Below are 24,020 nucleotides of genomic sequence, written 5' to 3'. Positions count from 1 at the left end.
GTCAGCAGCAGGCGAGCGGTGCCGCGACGGCCCGGGCCGTCGGCGCCTCGGCGTCGGCGATCCGGCCGCGCAGCATCGCGTCGATGACCGCCATGTACCGCTGCGTCCGGGGGCCGCCGAGGAGGAAGGGGTTCGCGGCACCGGGCGGCTGGTGGCGCAGTTGTTCGGCGCGTTCGAGGCCGTGGTCGTTCGGGTGGTTGGAGAGCTCGACCTCCACGTTCGCCCGGCGCATGACACCCCGGAAGGCCTGGACGGACGCGAGGAAGGTGCGCAGCTCCTCCACCGTCGAGGGCGGGTTGAGGCCGCCCCACAGCATCGCGCTGTGGTGCCGGCGGCCGGCCCGGACGGGGATGACCGGGGAGACGGTGCCGGGGGTGTGGCCCGGGGTGTGGTGCAGCTCGATCGTCGTGCCGCCGAGCGTGAGCTGCCCGCTGTCCGCGATGTCGAGGTCCCGGGCGGGGGCGTCGGCCGGGCGGGTGCGGGCGAGGAGGTCCCAGTCGGCCGGGGACATGTGCACGCGGGCGCCGTAGCGGTCGGCGAGGGTTTGCGCGCCACCGAAGTGGTCCGAATGGCCGTGGGTGAGGACGACGTGCTTGATCGCCGCCGGATCGGCTCCGACCGCGCGCAGCCCGGGGACGATGATGCCGTCGGCGTCGGCCGGGGAGGTGAGTGCGTCGATCAGCACGATGCCGTCGTCCGTCAGCACCGCCATCGCGGAGACCCAGCCCGCGCTCAGGAGCACGAGGTTGTCGAACAGCTTGACGGGCGCCGGCGCGGGCAGGTCAGGAAGGTCGGAGCCGGAGGTCAGCGCCGTCACCAGGGCGCGCAGCACGGGGTCGTCGCCGGCGAGGCGGCGGGCGCGGTCGTAGTGCGGGCGGGAGGCGGACGGCGTACCCGTGGAGGTGGAGGCCGGGGTCGAGGCGGAGGCCGGGGCCGAGGCGGCGATCGGTGCGGCTCCGGCGGCGATGCCCAGGGCGGCGAGCTGGGCGAAGCGGCGTCTGGTGAAGTCGGCGTCCGTGGCGGTCCGGCGGGTGGGGTGGATCACGGCGGTCGGGGCTCCTGGTGGTCGGCGCTCTTGGCGGTCAGGGCTCTTGGTGCTCGGGGCTCCTGCTGCTCGGGGGTGTTCAGCCGAGGGCGCCGACGACGGTCTTCGTGGCCTGGGCGATCAGCGCGTCGTCGGAGGTGGCGTCGGCCTTGCCGCGGTCGGACAGGACGACGATCACGACCGGGCTCCGGCCGCCGGAGGGCCACGCGACGGCCGCGTCGTTGCGAGTGCCGTAGCCGCCGTTGCCGGTCTTGTCGCCGACCTTCCAGTCGGTGGGCACGCCCGCGCGGATGTAAGGGGCGCCGGTGGTGTTGCCGACGAGCCAGTCGGTCAGCAGTCGGCGCCGGTCCTCCGCGAGGACGTCGCCGAGGGCATAGCGGCGCAGGTCGGCGGCGAAGGCGCTGGGGGTGCTGGTGTCGCGGGTGTCGCCCGGGGTCGCCTCGTTGAGGGTGGGCTCGTTGCGGTCGACGCTGGTGGTCTGGTCCCCGAGGTCGCGCAGCGACTGCTGGACGGCCGCCGGGCCGCCGAGCTCGGCCATGACCAGGTTGGCGGCGGTGTTGTCGCTGTACTGGATCGCGGCGGCGGCCAGATCACGCACCTTCATGCCGGTGGCGACGTGCTGCGAGGTGATCGGCGCCCACGACAGCACGTCCTCCTGGCGGTACGCGACCACCTTGTCCAGCTCCGCGTCGGAGGCCTTGCGCAGGAGGGCGCCGGCGGCGAGCGACTTGATCGTGGACGCGAACGCGAACCGCTCGTCGGACCGGTAGGAGATCTCCCGGCCGCTGCCGGTGTCCACCGCGTACACGCCGAGGCGGGCGCCGAACTGCTGCTCAAGTCCCTTGAAGGAAGCGCTCGTCGTGTCTGCCGCAGGCATCGCGCTGGATACCGCGGCGGGCGTGCCGGCACCCGCATGGCTACTGAGTCCCGCAGAACCGCACCCGCTCAGCAGGGTGGCCGCGAGCAGGGCCACGGCGGGCAGCACGGTACGGGGGCGGCGGAGGGCAGTCGTCATCGGTGGTCTCCCAGGTGGTTCGTGTCGTCACCCTCAGCTAAACAGGCCGTCGGGCCATCAGTCCAAGACGACTATGGTGAAGAGATCGATATAAGAATGCCTATGATTGCTGGCCATGGACCTGTTGGGGCACCTACGCCACTTCCGCGCTGTCGCCGAGGACCGGCACTTCGGCCGCGCCGCCGAACGCCTGCGGATCGCCCAGCCCTCGCTCTCCCAGCGGATCAAGCGTCTGGAGCGCGAGCTCGGCGTGACCCTGTTCGACCGCGGCCCGCGCGGAGTCGAGCTCACCCCGGCGGGCCTGCTGCTACTCGCGGAGGCGAAGGAGGTGCTGGAGAGCACCGCCCGCCTCCTCGCCACCGCCGCCGACCTGCGCACCGGCCGGGCGGGCACCCTGCGCGCGGCCGTGCCGCCCGAGCTGGGGCCGGCCGTCCTGGCCGCGCTGCTCACCGGCTTCGAGAGCGCCTCCCCCGGCACCCGGCTCGAACTGCGGGAACTGCCGGTCGCGGTCATGGCGCGCGAACTCGCCCAGCACACGGTGGACGTCGCCGTCGTCCGCCACCCGTGTCCGGCCGCCGGGCTGGCGTTCGGGCCGGTCCTGCACCAGCCGCTCGGCGTCCTGCTCGCCGCCGGGAGCCCGGACGCCGACCGCCCGGAGCTGGCGGTGGCCGAACTGACCGGCCGGCGCCTGGTGTTCTTCCCCCGCGCCACCGCCCCCGCGCTCTACGACGAGATGCTCACCACCCTGACCCGGCACGGCTGCACTCCCGAGGCCGTCGTCGACCCGCCCGGCCCGGACGTCGCGGGCGCACTCGTGCTCACCGGCAGCGCCGTCGCCCTGGTGCCACGCACCGCACCGCCACCGGGTACAGTCTGGCGTCCGCTGACCGGCACCCCGCTGGCCTGGCGCACCTCCACGGCCTGGCCGACCGGGAGCGGCGGGCCCGCCGTCCGGCTGTTCGCCGAAGCCGCCCACGAGGCGCTGACCGAACACGGCGGCCTCCTGCCCCAGCCGCCCAACCCCCCGCTCTTCCCCCGGCCCGCAATGGAGTTCCCGCTGTGACCAGCGACCGCGCCTTCGGCAACCGCGCATCCGGCGACCGCGGATCCGGCGACCGCCCCGCCGGCGCCCGCACCGCGCGCGCCCGCATCGCCGCCGCCTTCGCCGACGCCGGCGTCAGCGGCCGGCTGCACGTCCGCGACCTCGACACCGGCACCGAGATCGCCCTCGACGCCGACACCCCGGTCAGCACCTCCAGCGTTCACAAGCTCTGCCTCCTGGTCACGCTCTTCCGCGAGGCCGCCGCCGGACGGATCGACCTCACCCGGCAGGTGGACGTCCCCGCCACCGGCCGCACCTCCGGAGGCACCGGCCTGGCCGCCATGCTCGACGCCGCCCGGCTCTCCCTGCGCGACCTCGCCTACCTGACCGTCGCCGTCAGCGACAACGCCGCCGCGGACGTCCTCTGGGACGAGATCGGCCTCGACACCGTCAACCGCACCATGGCCGACCTCGGCCTGACCCGCACCGTCGCCGTCCACAAGCTCCGCGACCTCATCGCCGCCCTCGCCGAGGACACCGGCCGGGACTCCCCGGTCGACCCCGCCGTCGTCGCCCGCCTCAGAGTCCTCGACCCCACCTTCACCAACCGCAGCACCGCCCGCGACATGACCACCCTGCTCGCCGCCCTCTGGCACGGCGACGCCTGCCCCGGCGAACACGGCGCCGCCCTCCGCCGCCTGCTCGGACTCCAGGTCTGGCCGCACCGCCTCGCCTCCGGCTTCCCCTACGACGACGTCCGCGTCCACGGCAAGACCGGCACCCTCCCGACCCTGCGCCACGAGGTCGGCGTCGTCGAATACCCCGACGGCGGCCGCTACGCCCTCGCCATCTTCACCCGCGCCGCCGCCACCACCATCACCCTCCCCGCCGCCGACGCCGCCATCGGTACCACCGCCCGCCTCGCCGTCGACGCCCTACGGGCGATGGCGACCGGGACGGGCGGCGGCCCGCAAGCAGATCAGCAGTTCCGGTGACCTGCGAGGTCACACGACAAGCTCGACTCGCGGTTCAACTCCCGGCGCCCTACTGAACGCTGTAGTTCAGAACGCCGGTGGTGTCGTCGGAAGTGGTGTTCCCGGTGCCGCCGACGATCGCCACCGGGAACTGCTTTCCGGGGTTGGGGACGGTCCGTTCGTGCATGGTGCTCACGTGCACTTCCCCGCCGACCAGGCGCAGGATCGCCTTGTGGTGGAACTTCATCGGGCGGTCTCACCAAGACATTACCCAAGCGCGCGAGGAATGGATGAGCTCCGCGAACCTCGACCGCTTCTGCGAGGTCCAGGGCTACCCGGGCGACCGTCTCCCCGCCCCCGAACTCCCCGGGATCCCCTGAAGCCCCGAGGCCGCACCCGCTGACCTGCGCATTCGACGGACGGGGAGCACTACAACCCGACAGCGGTGCTCCCCACCCGCAGCAAGCTCGGCATGCTTGCGCGAACCTTCGAACCTGCCTTGCCGACACTCGCTCCCGCGGCTGGCGCATCGCAGGGTTCGACTATCCGTGACAGTGTTTGCCCGGACCGATGCTGACTCGATGCTGAATTTGCTGACGCCTGGCCATATGGTCTCGACGGCGGACCGACACCACCAAGCCTCCTTCATCGACCGCCAGACCCGCCACGCTGTGGCCGCCGCCCTCGCCCTGGCCGGCGGCCACAGCGGCGAGAGCGGCCACACCCGCATCCAGGACCCCGACTCCGCTCGGCGGCAGGTGTGGATGCACGGCTCTACCAAGACCGACCCCCGCTGGTGCCCCCTCGACGACTGGGCCCTGACGGTCCTCACCACCCGCGCCCGCTTCGTCGCCGCCCGCCAACTGCGCCCCGCCGCCGTCCCCGCAGCGCGCCTCGTGGTCTCCAACCGCCACGCCAGCGACGCGGCCCTGCAAGCACGCGCCTACGTCGCCCTCACCGAACTCCTGCAGCGCACCGGCCTCGCCGGCGAGAGCGGCGTCAAACCCGCCTCCATCACCGCCCGCACCGCCACCGTCATCCATCTCACCTGGCACCCCGACCCCACCGAGCAAGAGGAGGAACCCGGTGCCTGACGACACCTTCGGCAACCCCCTCCTCTCGCCGACACCTTCGAACACCATGCCGTACGCCAGGCCCTCGCCCACGGCCTCTTCCCTCCCTGCGCCCCCGCACCTGGGCCCGCCCCCAGCACCGCCAGCTCATCGTGGGCGATGCCACCGTCCCCAAAGCCCCCTCCAAAGCCGAGCACCCCACCACCCTCGGCCCCACCACCGGACTTCTGCGACGCCACCGCGCCAACCCCGCCGCACGCCTCCACTACGAGAATGGCGACACCAGCCCCCGCCCGGCCCACGGCACCAAGTGGTTCTTCGCCTCCGGCCCGCGACGACTGCTACTGACGCCGCGTCATCCTCACCTACGCCCACGTCCCCGGAGGCGTCTACGAGGACGAAGCCGCCATCGCCGTACGCTCCTCCACCACCCTCGCCGGCCGACTCCCCAGCTGCATGGACGTCGTCCAACTCTTGACTATTGCTCCCTGGTCGTAGCCGGGGAACTCTCACGCCCTGTCGCGGCGCGGTCCTAGCCGGGTTAAACCACCTCTACCCTATTAGCAACTGAACGCCCATCAGCTGGAGGATCTTGACATGAGCGTGAAGCAAGGTGATTGGGTGGCCGCAGCTGCGGACCAGGTGATCGCCGAGGGCAAACGCCGTGGCGGGGCTCCACTGGTATGCGCGTCCGGGATCAGCCCGTCCGGCCCAGTTCATCTCGGGAACCTGCGCGAGATCATGGTGCCGCACTTCGTGGCGGACGAACTTCGGCGCCGGGGACTGGAGTGCCGCCATGTGCTGTCCTGGGACGACTACGACCGGCTCCGGAAGGTGCCGGCCGGTGTTCCCGCGAACTTCGCCGAACACATCGGCCGCCCGCTGACCGCGGTGCCCGACCCGTGTGGAGAACACGAGAACTGGGCGGAGCACTTCAAGGCTCCGCTCCGCGCGGCGCTGGCCAAGCTGGGTGTCGAGGTCGACGAGATCAGCCAGACGCAGATGTACACCTCTGGCGCCTACCGCGAGCAGATCGTTCACGCGATGCGCCACCGGCAACTGATCGACGGCGTCCTCTGCCGGTACCGCACGAAGAAGGCCGCCGCCGAGGCCAAGGTGGAGCAGGACGAGGAGGACCTGGCCCCTACCAGCGCCGGGGGCTACTACCCCTACCGGCCCTACTGCCAGGTCTGCGGCCGGGACTCCACCACGGCCACCGACTTCGACGATGCCAGCACAGAGATCCGGTACCGGTGCGAGTGTGGCCACGATGGCGGCTTCGCCCTGTCCGGGACCGACAGCGGGAAGCTGGTCTGGAAGGTCGACTGGCCGATGCGCTGGGCGTTCGAGGGCGTGACCTTCGAGGCAGGCGGCGTCGACCATTCATCCCCCGGGTCGAGCTTCACCGTCGGCTCGCAGCTGGTGCGCGAGGTGTTCGACGGTCTCCCGCCGTCCTACCTCGGGTACTCCTTCGTCGGTATCAGCGGCATGGCGAAGATGAGCAGCTCGAAGGGCGGTGTGCCCACCCCGATCGACATCCTGGAAGTCGTGGAGCCCCCGGTGCTGCGGTGGCTCTACAACCGCCGTCAGCCGAGGCAGTCGTTCCAGATCGCCCTGGACGGCGAGATTCTGCGGCTCTACGACGAGTGGGACGCGCTCGGACGCAAGGTAGAAGCGGGCACCGCCACGGATCTCGAGTCGGCGGTGCGGGCCCGTTCGGTCGGTCCGGCGGCCGGGCCGCTGCCGTCCACCCCCCGTCCGCTGCCGTTCCGCACGCTCGCGTCGGTGGCGGACGTGGCGGCCGGCGATCCGGAACAGACCCTGCGTATCCTGCGGGACTTCACCATCGAGGAACCGCTGGCGAATTTGGAGGAGGCCCGGCCCAGGCTCGACCGCGCGCAGGCGTGGGTAACCACCTACGTTCCGGCCGAGGAACGCACCCAGGTGCGCACCGACCCGGACCGGGAGCGGCTTGAGCAGCTGGCTCCGGTCCAGCGGGAGGCGTTGAAGCTGCTGTTGGACGGTTTGGACGAGCACTGGTCGCTCACCGGGCTGACGTCCCTGGTGTACGGCGTGCCGAAGCTGCAGGCCGGGTTGCCGTTGGATGCTCCGGCCTCGCCGGAGCTGAAGGTGGCCCAGCGGGAGTTGTTCGTGCTGCTGTACGAGCTGCTGGTGGGCCGGGACACCGGTCCACGGTTGCCCACCTTGCTGCTGGCACTCGGGGCGGACCGGATTCGCTCGCTGCTGACCGTCGCGTAGCCGGGGGCGGATGGCGCCAGCCTCGTGGCTGAAGAGGTCGAGGGCCGGGACGGAGCCTGTTGCTCTGTCCCGGCCCTCGGTGTGCGGTCAGACTGCAGGCCGGAGTCCGGTGCGGGTGAGGATCTCGTCGGCGATCTCGGCGGCCGGGCGGTGTTCGGTGTCGATGTGGTCGGCGAACGCGGGCTGCCCCAGGGCTTCGAGGCAGCGTTCGACCTGGTTGCCCTCCCAGCTGAGCGGTCCCCACTTGTCGGGGCCTTCGCCGCGTTCGCGCAGGCGTTCGCGGATGGTGGCGGCCGTGGCGAGCAGGGTGAAGTGCCGGACGTCGTGGCCGGCGTCGCGCAGGGGCTGGACGATCCGGTCGAAGACTTTGCGGCGGGCGATGGTCATGGGGACGATGATCGGGCGCCCGTAGGCGCGGGCGGCGTGGTCGAGCATGCAGTGGGTGAGCGGCGGCCAAACCGGTTCCAGCTCGAACTCCTCGGTACGCAGGGGTTCCGGGAGTTGGGCCCAGAGCATGTGGCCGATGGCCTCGGGGTCGATGACCAGGGCCTGGGGCAGGCGCTCGGCGAGCAGGCCGGTGGTGGTGCTCTTGCCGATGCCGAACGGGCCGTTGACGAAGACGATCACTCGGGTGTGGTGCCTTCCGCTGGGCGGTCAGAAGAGTTCGACGTAGCGGTTCGGGTGGGCGCTGGCGTCGTAGCGCAGAACGAGCACGGTGTAGCGCTGGTGGGCACGAAGGACGTTCGTGGCGTGCTTGATCTCGCGCAGGCGATCGGTCATTGCGGTGCGGACGGCGGGGTCGGTATTGCCGCTCTGGGCGCAGGCTCGGTCGACGGTGGACTGGCAGTAGTGCTCGATGGCGTCGTCGGGCTCGGGGGTGAGGGTGTGGTCGGCCTGGTGGAGGACGTCGAGGCCGCCGAAGAGTCCGAGGGCCTGGTGGCGGGTTTCCATGGGGCTGGTGATGCCGAAGACGTCGCGGCGGACGGCGGCGGCGTGGTCGGGCAGGGGCTCGGGGGCCCAGAACGGTGCGGCGAGGACGTATCCGCCGTTGTCGAGGAAGCCGAGCAGCCGGTTCGCCATGGCGGGCGGGTCGGGGAAGAAGCCGAGGGCCGCGCCGACGGCGACGTGGCTGTAGGTGTGGTCGGGCCGGTAGGTGGTGCCGTCGGCCTGGTGGTAGGTGAGGTGCAGGGTGGCGTCGAGGATGTGGTGGTTGTAGCGGGCGAGGTTGACCGAGTCGTGGCTGAGGTCGAAGCCGGTGGCGGTGCAGCCGGTGAGGCGGGCGAGTTCGCGCGAGGTGAAGCCGGTGGTGCAGGCGACGTCGAGGAGGCGGTGGTGCGGGCCGAGGCGGGAGTGCAGGGCCCAGGTGTTGAGCGTGGCGTGGGCGCCGGGCATCACGTTGGTCTGGTTGATCATGGCGACGAAGTCGGGGTAGCTGGTGGCCCGGACGGCGTCGGCGGACCTGGGCACCGCAGGCAGGGGCCAGGTGGGCGTGGTGGTCATGGAGTCCTCTCTGTGGCGCACAGCGCGGGAGTTCGGCCCTGGGCCGGTACGGGGGTGGGGCGGAGGCCGGCCAGGCGGGTAACGCTCATGCCGAAACCGACGCACGGGGGAAGTCCGTTGTCGTACAGGTCGATGACCTGCTGGTACGTGCGGTGGGCGGGGTGGCGGTCAGCGGCGAACTGGGCGGCGAAGGCGTCGGCCAGTCGATGGGGGTCGCGTTCGTTGGCGGCGATCTCGGCGAGTTCGAGGCCGTCGGAGTAGAGCCAGATGCGCTGGGCCTGGCGGCCGGTGCCGGCGATCAGGGGTGAGGCCGGGCCGGGGATGTCGGTGATCGCGGTCAGGCCGCGCAGTTGCTGGCGGACGCTGTGGCGCCACAGGCGCCGGGCGAGGCGGTCGGGGTCGTCGGTGTGCTCGGCGGTGTACGGGGTGCGCTCGGCGGCCAGGGCCCGGACGGCGGTGGCGTCGGTCGAGTCGATGCCGGTGATCTCGTGGAAGGCGTCGTCGAAGCTCTGGTGGGTCAGCGGGGCGGTGAGGCCGGTGGTGGCGGCGACGAGGTCGGCGAGGTAGGCGGTGGCCTGGTCGAGGGTGAGGTCAGCGGCGTACGCCTCCAGCATCACGAACTCGACGGCGGGACGGCCTCGTTGGCCCTCGTTGCGGAAACTCGGTCCGATCTCGTAGCAGCGGGCGGTGCCGGCCGCGATGACCGCGAGCAGGTCGAGTTCGGTGGTGACGCGCAGGTACTGGCGGCGTCCGGCGGCGTGCGCCCAGGTGGTGAACGGCCGTGCGGCGCCGCCGAAGTAGCCGTCGGTGAGGACGGGGCCGATCGCCTCGCGGAAGCCGCCCGCGGCGAGGTGCGCGCGCAGCGGGCCGAGGAGCGGGGTGAGGAGGGCGCTGCCAGGTAGCGGCGGTGGGACTCCGGGCTCGTGGTGCTCCAGGTGGCGGACGAACAGGGTCGGCCGGCCGGTGCGGCTGGTGGAGCAGGTGCCCCGGGCGGTGACGAGGTCGCCGGCGTGCAGGTCGGTGGCGATGGTGGGGTCGAAGGCGAGCTGGGCGTCGTGGTGGTCCCAGTCGAGGTCGGCGAAGGCGATGTGGCGGTGAGTGCGGACCACGGTGATACGCCCGGACAGGGTGAGGACTTGGTCGGGGGCCGGCCAGAGGTCCCAGTCGGCGAGTGGGAGCGGTTCGGGGTGGCGTTTGCGGGTGCGGGTGCGGCTTCGAGGGGCCGGGGCGAGCGGGTCGTCGGGGGCGGTGAGGGTCAGCAGCAGGGTGACCGGGTCGTCGGTGCGGGGGTCGAGGAGCCAGGTGGTGCGGCGGATCAGGTCGCGGTGCAGGTGGCCGTCGGTGTCGGGAAGCAGGTGCAGGAGGTGGAGGACCGCGGCGGTGCGCAGGGCGGTCAGGCGGCAGGGGATGGTGGCGGTGAGCGCGTGGGTGGCGGCGGCCAGCCGGGCAGGATCGGCGGGGCCGTGGGGCCAGGGCGGTCGTTCGGGTTCGGCGGCGGTCGCGAGGACGTGGTGGAGGATGTCGAGCTCGCGCGGGCCCCGGGTGGGCGGGCTGGCGTGGAGGGTGACGGCAGGGTGGGGGCCGTGGTCGAGAAGGCGGGCGATGCCTGCCAGGAGTTCATCCGCGCCGTCGGCGGGGTGGGTGGTGAACAGCACGGCGGCGGCGCCGAGCAGTTCGGTGGGCGCGTCCCACGTCGTGGGTGCGGTGGAGTTGTGCGTGGCGGCGATGGCGTCGGCCAGGGTGGCGAGGCCGGTGGTGGTCATGTCGTCTCCGGTTCGGTCGGGTCGGGACGCCACCAGGCGACGGGCGGGTCACCAGGGTTGAGTGCGGCGACGAACTTGGCCGCCTCGGTGGTCCCTTGGGCAAGGTCGGAGTCGTAGGGGGTGCCGGCGGCGCGATGGGCGTCGCGGATGCGCTCCCGGATGGCGGGCGCGATGACTGTGCCCTTGGGGGTGGCGTGCCGGTCGAAGGAGTGGACGGGCTGGAAGAGGAGGAAGGTCGAGTCCGAGCCGCGGGTGGAGCGGGGGGAGGTGTCGGGGTAGCAGGGGGCGAAGACGACGAGGAACCAGCGGATGTCGGCCAGCCGCAGCCACCAGCCATCGGCACCCGCGTGCGCGAGTTCGGCGGCCGGGTCGGCGCTGGTCGAGGCCAGTAGGCCGGTGACGGTTTTCCGGACGGTGGTGGCGACGGCGTCGAGGGTGGCGCCGAGACCGGGGTCGGTGAGCTGAAGGACCAGACCGTCGGGTTCCTCGTCTTCGACGCGGCGCGCGAAATCGGTCAGGACGGGCCCTGCCTCCAGGCCGGCCTCGTACGGTTCGGCCCCCGGGCAGGCGGGGACGGCCTCGATGCGGGCCCGGGCGGCGAACGGACATGCGGATCCGCGCCGGATGGGGGCGAAGCCGCCGTCAGCCACGGGCGGCCACCGCCCAGGCGTCGAGGTGGCTGCGCGAGGGCATCGGGCCGTCCGCCCCCTGGTACTTGCCGCTGTACAGCTGGTCGATCTCGCCGAAGGTCTCCCACCAGCTGACCTGCGCCACCAGCGTGCCGGGGTAGAGGACCGTGGGGAGGGTGGCGTACAGCTGCAGGGTGGAGCAGCCGTAGAAGCCGAGGTCGATGAGGTCAGCGGTGCAGTGGACGAACGTACCGAGGCGGGCGAACCCGGACTTGGCGTGCACGATGGGGACGAGCGCGTCGCTGCCGAAGCGTTCGACGGTGTGGCCCAGGACGAAGTCGCCGCGTTCGAGGAGGTACCCGGTCGACGGGATCTCGCGGTACTCGACCTCGGGCTCGCGCGTCGGGTCGAGGATGTCGTCCAGGTAGACGCCCACGCGGCTGCCCAGCGTCAGGTCGTAGCTGTTGGTGGTGCAGCGGCGGGGGTTGAACGGGTCGATCTTGATGCGGCCTTGTTCGACCTCTCGGGCGATCTGGGGTCCGGTGAGGATCACGATGGTGCTCCGATCAGCGGCTGGGACTCGCAGGCGTGGTTGAAGCGGGCGTAGGTCGCCGAGGTCGGCCGGATGAGCCCGGTGTTGCACCAGAAGGAGACCTGGCCGGCGACCATGCCGGGGTAGATCCGGATCGGCAGTGCCGCAACGATCTCCAGCGTCCAGCGGTGGCAGGACGTTGTGTGGCCCAGATCGGCCGAAAGCTGGAGGAACAGCCCGCGCCGCCCGTTGCTGCTGCATCCGATCAGCCGCATCGCGAACAGGCTGCTGCCGATCTCCTCCTCGGTGTGCCCGAGGTACATCCGGTGCGGCTCCAGTACGAAGCCCTCGTCCGACAGCTCTGTCTCCACAAACGTGCCGGTGCGGTCCTGGAAGACCTTCAGCCCGCGGCCCAGGTGGTAGTTGATGGAGTTGGGGTTGACGCCGGCCGGATCGTAAGGGGAGAAGACGATGTCGCCCTGGGCGATGAACCGCCGGATGGCCTCGCTGGTGAGGATCACCGTTTCGCCTCCCGCTCGACGTGCACCGGCAGGAAGGTCGCGGAGCGGATCACCTGCGATGCCTTCCAGGTCACCCCGTCCTCCACGTGAAGCCGGCAGTCCCACCGCAGGACGGAGCGCATCACGGCGGCCGCCTCCATGCGGGCCAGTGCCGCTCCGAAGCAGGCGTGCGGGCCGTGGCCGAAGCCGACGTGCGGGTTCGGGCGGCGGCCAGGCCGGAACTCCTGCGGTTCCTCGAACACCTCGGGGTCGCGGTTCGCCGATGCTTGGAGCAGCACAAGCCGTCGGCCCGCCGACACCGGAACTCCGAAGACCTCGCAGTCCTCGGCCGCCGTCCGGGCGGTGATCAGCGCCGGCCCGTCCAGGCGCAGAACCTCCTCGACGAACCCGGCGACGGACTCCGCCGACCCAGCCGCTGCCTGCGCCAGTTCCGGGTGGTCCGCAACCGCGGTGAGCAGCGCGCCGATCAGCCCGGTCGTCGTCTCGTGGCCGCCGATCAGCAGGGCCATCAGGTTGGCCACCGCCTCCTCCAGAGTGAGGCGCTTCCCCTGCTCCTCCACCTCGACCAGGGCCGAGACGATGTCGTCGACCGCTCGGGCGCGGCGGTGCCCGATGAGGCCGGTGAAGTAGTCCCATAGACCGGCCCAGGCGGCGGCGAGCCGATTCTCCTGGTCGCCGGTGAGGGCGGGTTCGGTGAGCAGGATGACGTCGTCGGACCATCTCTTGACGAGGTCCCGGTCGCTGTCCGGGATACCCAGCAGCGCGCAGATCGTGTGGACCGGCAGGGGTTCAGCGATACTGCGCACCGCGTCGCCGCCGCCGGCCGCCACGAACCGGGACACGAACGCGTCCGCCACCGTCGTAATCTGCGACTCCAGGAAGGCGATCCGGCGCGGCGCGAACGCCTTCGCCAGCAGGCCCCGCAACCGCAGGTGCTGCGGCGCGTCCGCGTAGAGCACCCACGATGCGACCGGTTCGAGCACCGGGCGGAGCACCGGGCTGATCTCGTCCAGCAGGCCGGCGGCGGTCGGCGCGCACACGAAGCCCGGATGCCGAAGCAGGTGGCGAACCTCCCGATGACGTGGGAAGACGAGCCTCCCGCTGCCCAGGTCCGGACAATCGATGGCCCGAGGTCCCTCGGCCAAGGTCGCGAGCGCGGGCTCGCGCTCCGGGTCTGTGGAGAGTGCCGTCAAAACGATGCTCTGGTCCATGAGTTGCCTCCCGTCCACCCGGACGTCCGCGCAGGCCCGTCCTGGCCCGTCGCAGAGCGGACGGCTGTAGCGCCAGGTAGCGGACCCGACGAGCGGCAATCGGGCTGTGGTGTCACGAGGTTGGATGGCCGACGGGGGCGCCTGCTCTGCGTTGGGTGGCGCTCAGACCCGTTCCCGACCGTGAACCGATGACGACGCTCAGTCAGGCGAACGGCAAGAGGGTCGAAAAGGAATCTCTGTCCTTTTCGCTGAATCGGCATATGCGTGCTACTGCCCAAGCGCTAGCCTGTCCTCGGAAAGGGGAGGTGTGCAGGTGGCCGTCGAACCCACACCGCGGCGACGCCGACTCGGCATGGAGGTTCGACTCGCCCGGCTGCATCGCGGCTGGAGCGTCGAGGAGGCCGCCACCGAGCTGGGGTACAGCTCCGCGTCCACCATCTCGAAGATCGAGAACGGCACGCAGGGCATCAAGCTGCAACAACTGCCGCATTTTTTCGCTGTATTGGAGATCACAAACCCTGTCGTCCAGGAAGCCTGGCGCGAGATGGTCCGCAACGCACGCGACCGCACCTGGCACCAGCAGTACCCAGGCGTCGCGGACGACCCCCTCGGCGACTACCTCGCCAACCTGGAGATCGCCGACGGCCTGTTCATCTGGTCCCCGGTGGCCGTCCACGGCCTACTCCAGGATGATGACTACGAGTTGGCCGTGATCATCGCCGGCCGTGCCTGGAAAAGCGACGCCGACATCCAGCGCTTCATCACCGTACGCCGGAACAGCCGCCGTGCCGCGCTCTCCCGCAAGACCCCGCTCCCGATCTGGGCGGTACTCACAGAGGCCCAACTGCGGCAGGAGGTTGGCGGCCGGGCAACGGTACGCGCGCAGGTACTGCACCTGATCGAACTCGCCGGCACCCACCGGAACATCGTCATCCAAGTCATCCCGCTGTCGCACGGCGCGCACGCCGGCTGTGACGGTCCGTTCATGGCCTGGACGTTCCCGACCGGCCACGATTCGGTCACCATCGAGGGCATGAAAACCGCCCTCCACCTCAACGACCCCGCAACGGTCGCGGACTACCGCACCACAAGCGATCACCTGAAAACGGACGCCCTTCCGCCGAAGGAATCGCTCGAACTTCTCGCTCAAATCGCCAAGGATCTCTCGTGACCCACGACGCCCACACCTCCTCTGCCGACTACAGCAGCATCGTCACCGCCGACGAGAAGAACCACCTCGATCCAACGTGGGTCAAGGACCAGCTGGAACGAGCGGAGTGGATGACGGCCAGTACCGGCGGAAGCAACTGCCTCGAAGTTGCGTTCCTGGATCGCGGGATCGTCAGCTTCCGCGACTCCCTGAATCCCGACAAGGACCCGCTGATCCTGGCATGGGGTGAGTGGGCTGACTTCCTCGTCGGAGCGAAGGCCGGCCGGTTCGATCGCACCACAGCCCCCACCGCCTAACCTCGGGCCGCGTCGCCCGTCACGCAGCGCCGTCGCAGCTTGCCCTCGGACTGCCACGGAGTGAAACCATTATCAATGCCCGGTCTACGGGTAAGTCCATCCCTGCCGATGGGGACACCGCGGTCGTCCTCTTCGGCAGGCCGAAGGGGACGAGATGGCGGCACGGCCCAACGCACTGCATCCGGAGCGTTCGCCTGAGGAGTGGCTGGGCAACGAGATCCGGCAGTGGCGCATGCTGCGCGGGTACGGACAGGACCAGCTGGGTGCGTTGGTGCACCTCAGCGGCGATTTGATCGGCAAGATGGAGCGCGGAGAACGCACCTGTCTACCGGAGCACGCCGAGGCGCTCGACGTCGCACTGGATACCGGCGGGGCGTTGACTCGCAGCCTGGTGCTGGTGCAGATGCGGTTGGACAAGCGGCGTGATGGGGACAGTTTTGCCGCCGAGGTCGCGCAGACTCCCCAACTGCCCCCGCCGGTCAGCACGCTGGAACCCATGGAGCGACGCGCGTTCGTAGCCGCAGGCGGGCTGGTAGCCGAAGCCTTGACCCCGATCACCGCCTCAGCCGTGCTCCCTCTACTGGAGGCGGGGACGCCAGTGCGTCCGGGGGACGTGGCCCATGTCCAGTCAGCTGCCGTGGCCCTGCGCGGTTCGGACAACCTGTACGGCGGAGGCGGCCTCGTGCGGGCAACCGCCATCGCGCAGCTCCACTGGGCCCGCAGCCTGACGTCGGCGCCCTGCGCCGAGGCATTGCGAGCCCAGTTACTCACCGCGGCCAGCCGCCTCGCCTCCGCCACCGGGGCCGTCCTGCTGGACGCTGGCGAACACGACGACTCTCGCCGGTGCCTTCATTGGGCGACCGAGCTGGCAGAGGAAGTAGGAGACTGGTCCGCGCGAGCCGTCTCCTACAACCTGCGGTCCCGCCTGGCCAGTTGGTGCGAGCGGCACGACGACGGCGTCACTTTGGCGGAGATGGGCCTGGTTCGATCTGACCGCCTCTCCGCGGCCGAGCGCGCCATGCTGCACAACGCGGCCGCCCGCGCACACGCCAAAATGGGGAACCGCCAGGCCGCGCTCACGGCCATCGGGATGTCCGATGAGGAATACACCCGACTCCGCACGGACCAGGAAGTGTCGTGGATGGCCTACTACGACAGTGCCCAGCACCACGGCGACACCGGCCACGCCGCCTACGACCTCGCACTCGCCGGCTACCAGGTCGACGACGCAATCACCAGGCTCAGGGCCGCTGTTGACGGTCACGCGCAGTCCTTCGCCCGATCTCGCACGTTCAGCCGAACCAAGCTGGCGGGCCTGCTGCTGACCATCGGCAACCCCGAGACCGCGCTGCCGGAAGCCGAGCAGGCCGTGGCCGAGGTCGCCCAGCTCCGTTCACAGCGGGCCGTGCAGGACCTGCACGACCTGGCGGTCCTCGCCAGCCGGTACGGCCGGAACGCCGGCCTCCAGGGCTTGCGTGCCCAGATCGCCGCTACGGTGGACGGGTGACCACAACCAGCAGCTCCCATGCCGTCCTGCTCAAGGCATGCGCCGCCGTCGGCCTGTCCGCCGAGGGCGCGGGGCTGATCCGGCTGGGCGAGAACGCGCTGTGGCGGCTCCGTGCGGGCGTCGTGGCCCGTGTCGCCCGGAGCGGCCAGTGGCCGGTGGCGGTGCGGGAGATCGCGGTGGCCCGCTGGCTCCACGAGAACGGCATGCCGGTCGTTCGGCCGGTGGAGGAACTGGCCGAGCCCATCGTCTGCGTCGACGGTCACCCTGTCACCTTCTGGTACGAGCTGCCGCTCCACCGGCCGGGGACCGGCGTCGACATGGCGCCGCTCCTGCGCCGACTGCACGAGCTGCCGGTACCCGGGCACATCAACCTCGGTGTCCTCGACCCCCTTGTCCGGATCGCCGAACGGATAGACGAAGCAGTGACGCTCGAACCGCAGCAGCGTGACTGGCTCCAGGGGCATCTCGCGGACCTCCAGGCTGCCTGGGACGAGATTCCTGCTGAGGCTTCACACCGAGTGATCCACGGGGACGCCTGGGGCGGCAACACCGCGGTCGCCAAGACCACCACCTACCTCCTCGACTTCGAACGGACCTCCGTCGGCCCGCCTGAGTGGGACCTGGCGACGATAGCGACCGGCTTCACCTCGTTCGGCAGCGTGACCGCGAAGCAGTACGACGCCATCTGCACCGCCTACGGCGCCGACGTCACCACCTGGCCGGGCTACCCGCTCCTGCGCAACCTCCGCGAGCTACGGGTCACCTGCTTCGCTCTCCAGCTCGCTACCGCAGACCCGACGCGGCACCGCGCTCAGGCGCACTACCGCCTCGCCTGTATCCAAGGACGCGAGGGCAACCGCCCGTGGGGCTGGACGGCCATCTGATCTCGCCGGGCGCGAGCCCGCGTCGCGCTCCGATCGTCCCCTGAACTCGCCGAGGGGCGTTACACCGGCTCGCGCCCGTACGGCCTTTCGAGGGCGCTGCCGTCACCGATGGGGACAGCCGACGCGTCCCCATCCGCCCCCTCGCGCTCACACCACCTTCGTCGTCACTCTGGTCGTGTCCTGCCCGAACTCGGGTTTGGCGCGGGCTCCTTGTCTCGTCGCCAACCCGTGAATCGGCGCCTGCCGGGTCAGGCCCGTCCTGTCGGCCTCGATCCTCACCGCCCGGAGGTTCACTGTGTTCCGCCCCCAGTTCCTGAACGACCTGGTCACCGGCACCGCCGGTGTCGTCGCCGCCATCCACGTCAGCCCCGAAGGCCTGGTGCTCGGCACCTCGCCCGGGATCGACACCAGCGAGGCCGACCACTGGGCGGCGGTGATGGCAGCCCTCAACGCCGCGAGCAGGCACAGCTCCGACATCATCGGTCACCGCACCGGCGACTCCAGCCCCTAGGGCCACGCCGTGGTCGAGGACCGCTTCGGCCGCACGCTGATTCTGGTCGGCGCCAGCGACGGCTCGATGCTCGCCGTGGTGTGCGCTACGACGGACAACAGCCACTTGGGAGAGATCGCCTTCCGCCTCGTCCAACTGGCGGACGACGGACTCGCCGTGGCGGTCGCAGCATGAGCGCGACTTCGACGGCGGTCACCTCCGAGACGCCGGCACGCCCCTTGCCGCTGCCCACCGTCCTCTCGGCCGTCCACTTCCCCGACCCGCACAGTCCCGGCATGGCCGGGTTGACCTCCTACCTCGCCCGGCGGCACGCGAAGGTGACGGCCTCGCCGTCACACGCCGGCCCTCGCTCAGAGCTGCTGCAGCGCCTCGGACGCGCTGGTGCCGGGCTGCGAACGGCGAACCCGGGCACGGCCTCGATGATCTGGGGCGGGGACAATGCTGCGGTCCGCGACGTGCTGGACCACGCCCTTGGTCGTGGCCTTCCCGTCATGGGCTACGCGCGGGCGGTCGAGTTGGTGGCCGGCACGGCACCGACCACCGTAGCCGTCGCGGGCAGCCACTCCACGACCATGGCCGCCGCCGCGCTCACCCGTGCGCTCACCAGCCTCGATCCCGGGTGGATCCTCACCGAGGCGCCGGTGGGCGACTTCATCGGCCACGACGGTGCCGGGGAGGTCTTGGTGGTGGACCTGTGCCCGGACAGCTCCTGCCATGAGACCTCGCCACCTGGATGGCGCTGGCGCACCTTGGGCGAGGGCCTGAGTCCGACCGTGACGCTGGTGACTGCCGTGGACGCGGCACCACCGTGCTTCTGGAACCAGGCGGAGGCGATGGACCAGATGGAGGTCCTCGCCCGACGGAGCGCGGCAGTAGTGCTGTGGGCCGCCCAGCCCGGCTGCCAGGAGCTCGCGGACCGGCTCCGCCGTCGACCGGGGCCGAGGGTAGTGACCGTCGGCCGAGGCACTGATGTGGACGTGCAGGCCCTCGGGAGGCTCTGGACCGGGGAGGACCACCGAGTCACCGTTCAGGCCGGGGGCGAGCGCCACACTTTCACCGTGCCGGTCGCCGGGACGAACTCCGCCATGGCCGTGACGGCGGCGTTCGCCGCAGGCTGGGCACTTGGCGTTCCCGGTGCCGAACTGATCGACGGGTTGGGTACGTTCGCCGGCGTCGAACGGTCGCTGACCCGGCTCGGTTCGAAATGCGGCGTCGATGTCGTGGAGTCCAGGGCTGTGCACCCGAAGGAGATCGCCGCGGACCTCCAGGGTGCCCGGATGCTCACCGAGGGCACGGTGGTCGCCGTGTACGAGCCTTCCGGCCACCTGCGGTCGAACGCCCTCGCAGGTCTGATCGCCGACGCCCTGACCGCCGCGGACCAGACCGTTCTGCTGCCCGTCCACTCGACGTTCCCCCGCCGCCAGGACCACGCCGACGGGATCGAGACCATCCTCGGCGCCAGTTCCACGGGCTCGGTCATCCGCTACGAGTCCGGCCCTCACCAACCCGGCCCCGAGGCCTTGGTCACCTCCCTCGTTCAGAGCGGCGACCTGATCCTGACCATCGGCCCCCACGCCGCCCAGCAGATCGGCCCCGCGCTGCTCGCCGCTCTCGACCGTCTGCGGCCAGCTCAGTAACCGCCTCCTCCAACCCCGTTCTCCCGGAGTTCTACCATGCCTATTTCCCTTCCCATCAAGCCGGCCCTTTCCGACGCCGACGTCCTTCTCTTGCGACAGGTGGCCGGCGGCGGCCTGCACCCCGCGATCGGCCGCGCCACCGGGATCCATGAAGGCGGCGTCGGAGCCGCTATCAGCATGCTGCTGACCAAGATCGGCACGACGAAGCGTTTCCACGCCGCCGCCCTGGGCGCGAGCTGGGGGTTGGTGCGGCGCGAGGACACGCACGTGAGGAACCCCACCGGCAAGACGCTGCCGCCTCGCCACATGGAGATCCTGGCCGGCCTCGCCGCCGGTGAGGATGTGGTGGCCACGGCGAAGCGGCTGGGCCTGACCGCAAACACGGTTCGGACCTACACCCAGACCATCCTGACCACGCTCGGGGTCCGGAGCCGCGAGCAGGCGGCGGCGGTGGCTGTGCTCGACGACCTGGTGTCGTTGCGGGCCCTCGGCGACAGCTGGCCGGACATGAGGCTCAGCGAGGTTCCGCAACCGGCTGGGGCGCACTGATGCCGCGCGGCGCGAGTCGGCTCTCGGGTGCGCTCCTGGGGGCATCCGGCCTTCTGCTCGTGCTCGCGACCGGGGTGGCGACCACAGCGGAGTTCCGCAACGGCCAGGCGGTGCTGCAGGGACCGACGGTCCTGCTGAGCGTGATCCTTGTCGGCGGCCTGGTCCTGGCGCTCGCAGACCCCCTCCTGCTCGTCCCCATCGGAGACACGGGGGCGGACCGATGAAGGTCATCGGTCCGTCCACGACGTTGACCGCGCACCATGTCGCGGTTCTGGAGCTGGTCGGTGAGGGGATGAGGAACGCCGAGATCGCCAAGGCCTTGCAAATGAGCGTCGAGACCGTCAAGCGGTACCTGTCCCAGTCGTACGACCGCCTGGGCGCGGCGGGCCGGCTTCACGCCTTCGTACGGGCCTGGCAGTCCGGCCAGCTCACCCTCACCAGACCGGAGGGAGAGCCGCCGGTTCTGACGGACGAGCAGGTGCTGGTCCTGCGCATATGGGCGGTCGGCGGGATCCGACTCGACGTCGCCCGCGCGCTGGACGTCTCTGAGAGCGCGGCGGAGCACTACGAGGAGAACGTGTTGAATGCCCTGGCCGTCCAACAACGCGTCGTTGCCGTTCGACAGGCGTTTGCACACCAACTGATCGACCCCGCTGGCGACACCCTCACCAGCCTCACCACACCCACGGCGGCTGTTTCGGGCCAGGGCCACACCGATTCGCGAGAGAAAGCAGCAACGGGCCGTATATCCATGCGCCGTACCGTCCGACCCGTAGGCGATGCCCCGCCCAATCCCGGGCATGACTCCGGCCAGGTGCTACGGCTCGGCGACGCCCTGCGGTCCGTACGCGGCCTCGTCGTCCATCTGGGGGTTCTGGCCGGGCTCCCATCGACTCCGCCTCTGCTGGAGGTCCTCGCCGGGGCAGCGCCCCGAGAAGCCGCGCCGCCTGTCGTTCGTCTGGCGCACCAGGCATTGGCGCTCGGCATCCCATGTGCCCTGGTGATGCCGCGTGCGGCCGCTGATCCGGTTGGCGCCGTCTCGGTGGTGGGCCTTGCCTGCGCCTGGTCGTCCGCCGTACGTCAGGGCGCGGGTGACGGCACCGCCGCCTACGTGGCAGCCGCCCACCAACTCGGTGTGACCATGGACGAGGTCTTGGTGGTGTGCACAGTCGATCAGGCTCCCGTGGCAGCGGCGGCCGGGCCCCGCCAGGTCCTGACCACCGCGACCGTCATCCCAAGGGCGGAGCCCCGGCGTGCCCCGGTGCCCGAGATCACCGAGCGGGAGCGGCAGATCGCCGAACTGGCCGCTCAGGGGCTGACCGTCCCCGAGATCGCCCGGCGGTTCCACACCGGGGAGTACTTCGTCCAGAACAGCCTGGCCTGCCTACGCCGCCGGTGGGCCGTGGTGGACGACGCCCACCTGGTCGCCCGGCTGATCTCGGCCTCGCTGATCGACCCCGGGCGGATCGACGCACCTGAGCGTCTACCCGAACTGGACCAAGCGGGGCGGGCCGTCCTCGCCCTGATCTGCACCGGCACGCTCAGCGCAGCCGGGGCGCGCGGTGTCGGTCTGAGCCTGCGGGAGGCCCGCGCCGCCGAGGCGCACGTGGTACGGGCGCTCTCCCCGCGCCGAAGCCGTACCCACGCCGCCGCCATCGCCCTGGCCACCGGCACCGTCGCCCTGGCCGAACCTCCCGCCGTCCCCGTCCACTTGGAACCGAAGTGCCCTCAACCCGCGCGCTGACCCCCGCTGTGCACACCCGCCGCACCCGCCGCACCCGGCCCCACCGGGCCACGAACCTGCGCCCGGTGACCCCCACCGCCACCTCTGTGCGCCACATTCAGGCGCCCGGCCTCCCGACGGTGGCCAGCATCACGGTGTCCAGGCCGAAAACCTCCACCAGCTCCGGCAGCCGGCCGACCGGCGCGGTGGTGTCGGCGGACGGGGCCTCGGGGCTCACCGGGCGCACGTCCGTGGCCTCATACGATCCGCTTCTCGACCGCGGCCAGCTGCGGATCCTGGACGACCGGCACGGAGAACCGCTTGCCGGCCAGCCGCCACAGCGCCGCCAGCGCCAGGACCACCAGCAGGGTGATGGGGGCGTAGTTGAACGTCTCCATGGTCACCGGGTAGCGCTGCGGCAGGCACACCAGCACCGTGAGCACGACCACCCACGCCACCGCGGCGATCCCGACTGGCCGGCTGCACCGGCCCAGGTTCCACGGCCCCGGGACGAAATGGTCCCGCTGCCGCAGCCGCAGGTAGACGGGCACGATGTACGACGGCGTCATCCCGATGACGTTGACGGCGGTGACCGCCCCGTACGCCGCCGCGTTCCACATCGACGGCACCGCCACGACGAACGCCACCGCCACCGACAGCCACACCGCCGGTACCGGAACCCTGCGCGACGACACCCGGCGCCAAGTCGCCGAGCCCGGCAGCGCGTTGTCCCGGGAGAACGCGTAGACCATCCGCGAGCACGCGGTGACCTCGGCGGATCCGCAGAAAAACTGGGCACCGATCACGATCGGCAGCAGGGCCTTCGCCCCGGTGGTCCTGAGCTGGCCGGATTGGCCCATGAGGCCGCCGGGTCGACGGATCACCACCTCGCCGGCGTGCAGATGCCGGTCAGCCTTGTCATAGCCGAACCGCTTGTCATGACCCTCGGCGGTGACGGGCCGTTGATCCATGCGCGCGACGCCGGAATCACCACGTTCGCGTCCGCCCCACTTCACGGCGGTGGACTGCCGGTCCTGATGACACCTGAGCTGGTGAATCTCATCGCGCCAGGATCGACGCCGCACGCCGCCGCGTTCCAGGTCGTTGGAGCGTGCCCGGCGCTCGATGTTGTCCTCACCTCGACCAGCACCCGCCGGCACTGGGAGGATGCGAGAGCGGCGCTCGCCGAACCGGTCCCCGAAAAGCGACTCAGGACGGTGCTCGATGTCCTTTCAGCCGGATGATGACACCCGGCGCAACCTGATGGCAGCGCACGACAAGGCAGCGGCCTTCCTCGGTCTCGTGTGCACCGGACCGGCGGTCTTCGGCACCTCCGGAACCACCATCGGCCGGCGAGCCGAGAGCATCTGGCTCCGCGTCTCCAGAAGCAGCCATCACCGGGCGCCCCGATCGACCGGTCAGGGAGCCCTCGGCGCGGAACAGCTCATCCCCGCATCCGTCCCGCGACCCCGGCTCCACAACACCGCGGACTCGACCGAGACCGGCTGGTTCTACCAGGCCGACGTTTTCGACCTGGTAGGTCCCGCGGTCTCCTCCACCCCCGACCTTCGCGACGACCACGGCCTGGATGACGGCTGGTGGATCGCCCTTAAGGGCGCGTTGGCCGACATCGCGGAAGCACCCGGCGCGAAGATCACCTTGCGGCCGACCTGGATCGATGAGGTCTTCCCGAAGTACCTCGGCATCCCGGCCCCCGCGAGCGTCGAACGGGTCACCGGCCACGGAGACCTGCAGTGGGCAAACCTGACCGCCCAACCGCTCAAGATCCTGGACTGGGAACGCTGGGGACTGGTCCCAGTCGGCTACGATCCCGCCGTCCTGTGGGTCAGCAGCCTCCTCGTCCCCGAGGTCGCGGACCGAATCCGTGCGGAGTTCTCCGACATCCTCGACACTCCCGCCGGACGTGTCGGTCAGCTGATCGCTCTCGCAGAGATGCTCCAGGCTGTCGATCGGGGGTACTACCCAGAACTTGCGCCTCTCCTCGCTGACCGGGCATGTGAGCTGACTGGGGTTACCCCGCCGCAGGGCACGGACCCCGGCCTCGTCCGGTAGGCCATGGACCTCCGGCAGGGGCCCGTCCATCACATGCTGGAGCAGGCGGAGCAGCGCATCGGCACGAGGTTGGACTGGTGCAGAGTGGTGCGCTGAACGTTAGCC

General features: G+C 70.9%; 24 protein-coding genes and 2 pseudogenes. 15 read left to right on the top strand and 11 right to left on the bottom strand.

Annotated features, from left to right (window positions below; translation table 11 throughout):
* Position 1: 1 nt before the first annotated feature.
* Together AB0R04_RS03535 and bla are read right to left on the bottom strand one after the other, a co-directional pair.
* A complete protein-coding gene (locus AB0R04_RS03535) occupies positions 2-1,045 on the bottom strand; it encodes an MBL fold metallo-hydrolase (RefSeq protein ID WP_363367791.1) in 1,044 nt (347 codons plus the stop codon).
* Positions 1,046-1,124: 79 nt separating this feature from the next.
* Complete coding sequence (bla, locus tag AB0R04_RS03530) at positions 1,125-2,060, bottom strand: class A beta-lactamase (protein WP_363367789.1); 936 nt, start codon at positions 2,058-2,060, stop codon at positions 1,125-1,127.
* 115 nt (positions 2,061-2,175) lie between these two features.
* On the opposite strand from bla, the gene AB0R04_RS03525 reads away from it, so the two are divergent.
* Both AB0R04_RS03525 and AB0R04_RS03520 read left to right on the top strand, forming a co-directional pair.
* The gene (locus tag AB0R04_RS03525; protein WP_363367787.1) at positions 2,176-3,123 is read left to right on the top strand and encodes a LysR substrate-binding domain-containing protein; all 948 of its coding nucleotides are present in this window, start codon (positions 2,176-2,178) and stop codon (positions 3,121-3,123) included.
* An 86-nt stretch (positions 3,124-3,209) separates the two neighbouring features.
* Complete coding sequence (locus tag AB0R04_RS03520) at positions 3,210-4,097, top strand: serine hydrolase (RefSeq protein WP_363368017.1); 888 nt, start codon at positions 3,210-3,212, stop codon at positions 4,095-4,097.
* Between the two features lie 49 nt (positions 4,098-4,146).
* On the opposite strand, the gene AB0R04_RS03515 is transcribed toward AB0R04_RS03520, so the two are convergent.
* Complete coding sequence (locus tag AB0R04_RS03515; RefSeq protein WP_363368026.1) at positions 4,147-4,323, bottom strand: hypothetical protein; 177 nt, start codon at positions 4,321-4,323, stop codon at positions 4,147-4,149.
* Here AB0R04_RS03515 and AB0R04_RS03510 point away from each other — a divergent pair.
* From AB0R04_RS03510 to lysS, 3 genes and pseudogenes are all read left to right on the top strand, one after another.
* Positions 4,301-4,479, top strand: a pseudogene (locus AB0R04_RS03510) (pirin family protein); the annotation flags it as partial. The gene AB0R04_RS03515 and the pseudogene AB0R04_RS03510 overlap by 23 nt on opposite strands.
* Before the next feature lie 205 nt (positions 4,480-4,684).
* A complete protein-coding gene (locus tag AB0R04_RS03505; RefSeq protein WP_363367785.1) occupies positions 4,685-5,170 on the top strand; it encodes a hypothetical protein in 486 nt (161 codons plus the stop codon).
* A 576-nt stretch (positions 5,171-5,746) separates the two neighbouring features.
* Complete coding sequence (gene lysS / locus AB0R04_RS03500) at positions 5,747-7,408, top strand: lysine--tRNA ligase (RefSeq protein WP_363367783.1); 1,662 nt, start codon at positions 5,747-5,749, stop codon at positions 7,406-7,408.
* Between the two features lie 87 nt (positions 7,409-7,495).
* On the opposite strand, the gene AB0R04_RS03495 is transcribed toward lysS, so the two are convergent.
* From AB0R04_RS03495 to AB0R04_RS03465, 7 genes are read right to left on the bottom strand one after another with little or no spacing between them, the layout of a single operon-like run.
* On the bottom strand, positions 7,496-8,035 hold the full coding sequence (locus AB0R04_RS03495) for an AAA family ATPase (RefSeq protein WP_363367781.1): 540 nt from the start codon (positions 8,033-8,035) through the stop codon (positions 7,496-7,498).
* A gap of 27 nt (positions 8,036-8,062) precedes the next feature.
* Entirely contained in the window at positions 8,063-8,908 is an 846-nt protein-coding gene (locus tag AB0R04_RS03490) for a class I SAM-dependent methyltransferase (protein ID WP_363367779.1), read from the bottom strand.
* Complete coding sequence (locus AB0R04_RS03485) at positions 8,905-10,671, bottom strand: amino acid--tRNA ligase-related protein (RefSeq protein ID WP_363367777.1); 1,767 nt, start codon at positions 10,669-10,671, stop codon at positions 8,905-8,907. The genes AB0R04_RS03490 and AB0R04_RS03485 overlap by 4 nt, the downstream gene beginning before the upstream one ends.
* Positions 10,668-11,321: a hypothetical protein gene (locus tag AB0R04_RS03480; RefSeq protein WP_363367775.1), complete on the bottom strand. Its 654-nt coding sequence runs from the start codon at positions 11,319-11,321 to the stop codon at positions 10,668-10,670. Before AB0R04_RS03480 ends, AB0R04_RS03485 begins: the two co-directional genes overlap by 4 nt.
* Complete coding sequence (gene dcd / locus AB0R04_RS03475) at positions 11,314-11,853, bottom strand: dCTP deaminase (RefSeq protein ID WP_363367773.1); 540 nt, start codon at positions 11,851-11,853, stop codon at positions 11,314-11,316. Before dcd ends, AB0R04_RS03480 begins: the two co-directional genes overlap by 8 nt.
* The gene (locus AB0R04_RS03470) at positions 11,850-12,353 is read right to left on the bottom strand and encodes a deoxycytidine deaminase (protein ID WP_363367771.1); all 504 of its coding nucleotides are present in this window, start codon (positions 12,351-12,353) and stop codon (positions 11,850-11,852) included. The genes dcd and AB0R04_RS03470 overlap by 4 nt, the downstream gene beginning before the upstream one ends.
* On the bottom strand, positions 12,350-13,393 hold the full coding sequence (locus tag AB0R04_RS03465; RefSeq protein WP_363367769.1) for a cytochrome P450: 1,044 nt from the start codon (positions 13,391-13,393) through the stop codon (positions 12,350-12,352). The genes AB0R04_RS03470 and AB0R04_RS03465 overlap by 4 nt, the downstream gene beginning before the upstream one ends.
* A 484-nt stretch (positions 13,394-13,877) precedes the next feature.
* Between AB0R04_RS03465 and AB0R04_RS03460 the strand changes: the two genes are divergently transcribed.
* The 9 genes from AB0R04_RS03460 (at position 13,878) to AB0R04_RS03420 (ending at position 21,863) form a co-directional block, all read left to right on the top strand.
* Positions 13,878-14,735 (top strand): helix-turn-helix transcriptional regulator, encoded by an 858-nt coding sequence (locus tag AB0R04_RS03460; protein ID WP_363367767.1) that lies wholly within the window; start codon positions 13,878-13,880, stop codon positions 14,733-14,735.
* On the top strand, positions 14,732-15,031 hold the full coding sequence (locus AB0R04_RS03455) for a DUF397 domain-containing protein (RefSeq protein ID WP_363367765.1): 300 nt from the start codon (positions 14,732-14,734) through the stop codon (positions 15,029-15,031). Before AB0R04_RS03460 ends, AB0R04_RS03455 begins: the two co-directional genes overlap by 4 nt.
* A 154-nt stretch (positions 15,032-15,185) precedes the next feature.
* On the top strand, positions 15,186-16,538 hold the full coding sequence (locus AB0R04_RS03450) for a helix-turn-helix transcriptional regulator (protein ID WP_363367763.1): 1,353 nt from the start codon (positions 15,186-15,188) through the stop codon (positions 16,536-16,538).
* Positions 16,535-17,422 (top strand): aminoglycoside phosphotransferase family protein, encoded by an 888-nt coding sequence (locus AB0R04_RS03445; RefSeq protein WP_363367761.1) that lies wholly within the window; start codon positions 16,535-16,537, stop codon positions 17,420-17,422. Before AB0R04_RS03450 ends, AB0R04_RS03445 begins: the two co-directional genes overlap by 4 nt.
* Before the next feature lie 295 nt (positions 17,423-17,717).
* On the top strand, positions 17,718-17,933 hold the full coding sequence (locus AB0R04_RS03440) for a roadblock/LC7 domain-containing protein (RefSeq protein ID WP_363367759.1): 216 nt from the start codon (positions 17,718-17,720) through the stop codon (positions 17,931-17,933).
* Positions 17,934-17,942: 9 nt separating this feature from the next.
* On the top strand, positions 17,943-18,107 hold the full coding sequence (locus AB0R04_RS03435; RefSeq protein WP_363367757.1) for a hypothetical protein: 165 nt from the start codon (positions 17,943-17,945) through the stop codon (positions 18,105-18,107).
* Positions 18,104-19,570, top strand: a complete 1,467-nt coding sequence (locus tag AB0R04_RS03430; RefSeq protein WP_363367755.1) for a hypothetical protein — start codon at positions 18,104-18,106, stop codon at positions 19,568-19,570. Before AB0R04_RS03435 ends, AB0R04_RS03430 begins: the two co-directional genes overlap by 4 nt.
* A gap of 36 nt (positions 19,571-19,606) precedes the next feature.
* Positions 19,607-20,119, top strand: a complete 513-nt coding sequence (locus AB0R04_RS03425) for a helix-turn-helix transcriptional regulator (protein WP_363367753.1) — start codon at positions 19,607-19,609, stop codon at positions 20,117-20,119.
* Positions 20,120-20,339: 220 nt separating this feature from the next.
* Positions 20,340-21,863: a LuxR C-terminal-related transcriptional regulator gene (locus tag AB0R04_RS03420; protein WP_363367751.1), complete on the top strand. Its 1,524-nt coding sequence runs from the start codon at positions 20,340-20,342 to the stop codon at positions 21,861-21,863.
* Between the two features lie 236 nt (positions 21,864-22,099).
* Here AB0R04_RS03420 and AB0R04_RS03415 read toward each other — a convergent pair.
* Positions 22,100-22,690 (bottom strand): annotated as a pseudogene (locus AB0R04_RS03415) (amino acid permease); the annotation flags it as partial.
* Positions 22,691-23,066: 376 nt separating this feature from the next.
* On the opposite strand from AB0R04_RS03415, the gene AB0R04_RS03410 reads away from it, so the two are divergent.
* Complete coding sequence (locus AB0R04_RS03410; RefSeq protein WP_363367749.1) at positions 23,067-23,915, top strand: hypothetical protein; 849 nt, start codon at positions 23,067-23,069, stop codon at positions 23,913-23,915.
* The last annotated feature ends 105 nt before the right edge of the window (positions 23,916-24,020 follow it).

The sequence above is a fragment of the Kitasatospora sp. NPDC056731 genome (genome assembly GCF_040687675.1).
Taxonomy (GTDB): domain Bacteria; phylum Actinomycetota; class Actinomycetes; order Streptomycetales; family Streptomycetaceae; genus Kitasatospora.
Note: the sequence above shows the minus strand (reverse complement) of the source record. Positions and strands in the feature narration are given on the sequence as shown.

Excerpts from the sequence above, each read along its gene's own strand:
- AB0R04_RS03450 (WP_363367763.1), top strand. The coding sequence starts at position 15,186 with ATGGCGGCACGGCCCAACGCACTGCATCCGGAGCGTTCGCCTGAGGAG.
- lysS (WP_363367783.1), top strand. The coding sequence starts at position 5,747 with ATGAGCGTGAAGCAAGGTGATTGGGTGGCCGCAGCTGCGGACCAGGTG.
- AB0R04_RS03485 (WP_363367777.1), bottom strand. The coding sequence starts at position 10,671 with ATGACCACCACCGGCCTCGCCACCCTGGCCGACGCCATCGCCGCCACG.
- AB0R04_RS03505 (WP_363367785.1), top strand. The coding sequence starts at position 4,685 with ATGGTCTCGACGGCGGACCGACACCACCAAGCCTCCTTCATCGACCGC.
- bla (WP_363367789.1), bottom strand. The coding sequence starts at position 2,060 with ATGACGACTGCCCTCCGCCGCCCCCGTACCGTGCTGCCCGCCGTGGCC.
- AB0R04_RS03515 (WP_363368026.1), bottom strand. The coding sequence starts at position 4,323 with ATGAAGTTCCACCACAAGGCGATCCTGCGCCTGGTCGGCGGGGAAGTG.
- AB0R04_RS03490 (WP_363367779.1), bottom strand. The coding sequence starts at position 8,908 with ATGACCACCACGCCCACCTGGCCCCTGCCTGCGGTGCCCAGGTCCGCC.
- AB0R04_RS03525 (WP_363367787.1), top strand. The coding sequence starts at position 2,176 with ATGGACCTGTTGGGGCACCTACGCCACTTCCGCGCTGTCGCCGAGGAC.
- AB0R04_RS03430 (WP_363367755.1), top strand. The coding sequence starts at position 18,104 with ATGAGCGCGACTTCGACGGCGGTCACCTCCGAGACGCCGGCACGCCCC.
- AB0R04_RS03410 (WP_363367749.1), top strand. The coding sequence starts at position 23,067 with ATGTCCTTTCAGCCGGATGATGACACCCGGCGCAACCTGATGGCAGCG.
- AB0R04_RS03425 (WP_363367753.1), top strand. The coding sequence starts at position 19,607 with ATGCCTATTTCCCTTCCCATCAAGCCGGCCCTTTCCGACGCCGACGTC.
- AB0R04_RS03420 (WP_363367751.1), top strand. The coding sequence starts at position 20,340 with ATGAAGGTCATCGGTCCGTCCACGACGTTGACCGCGCACCATGTCGCG.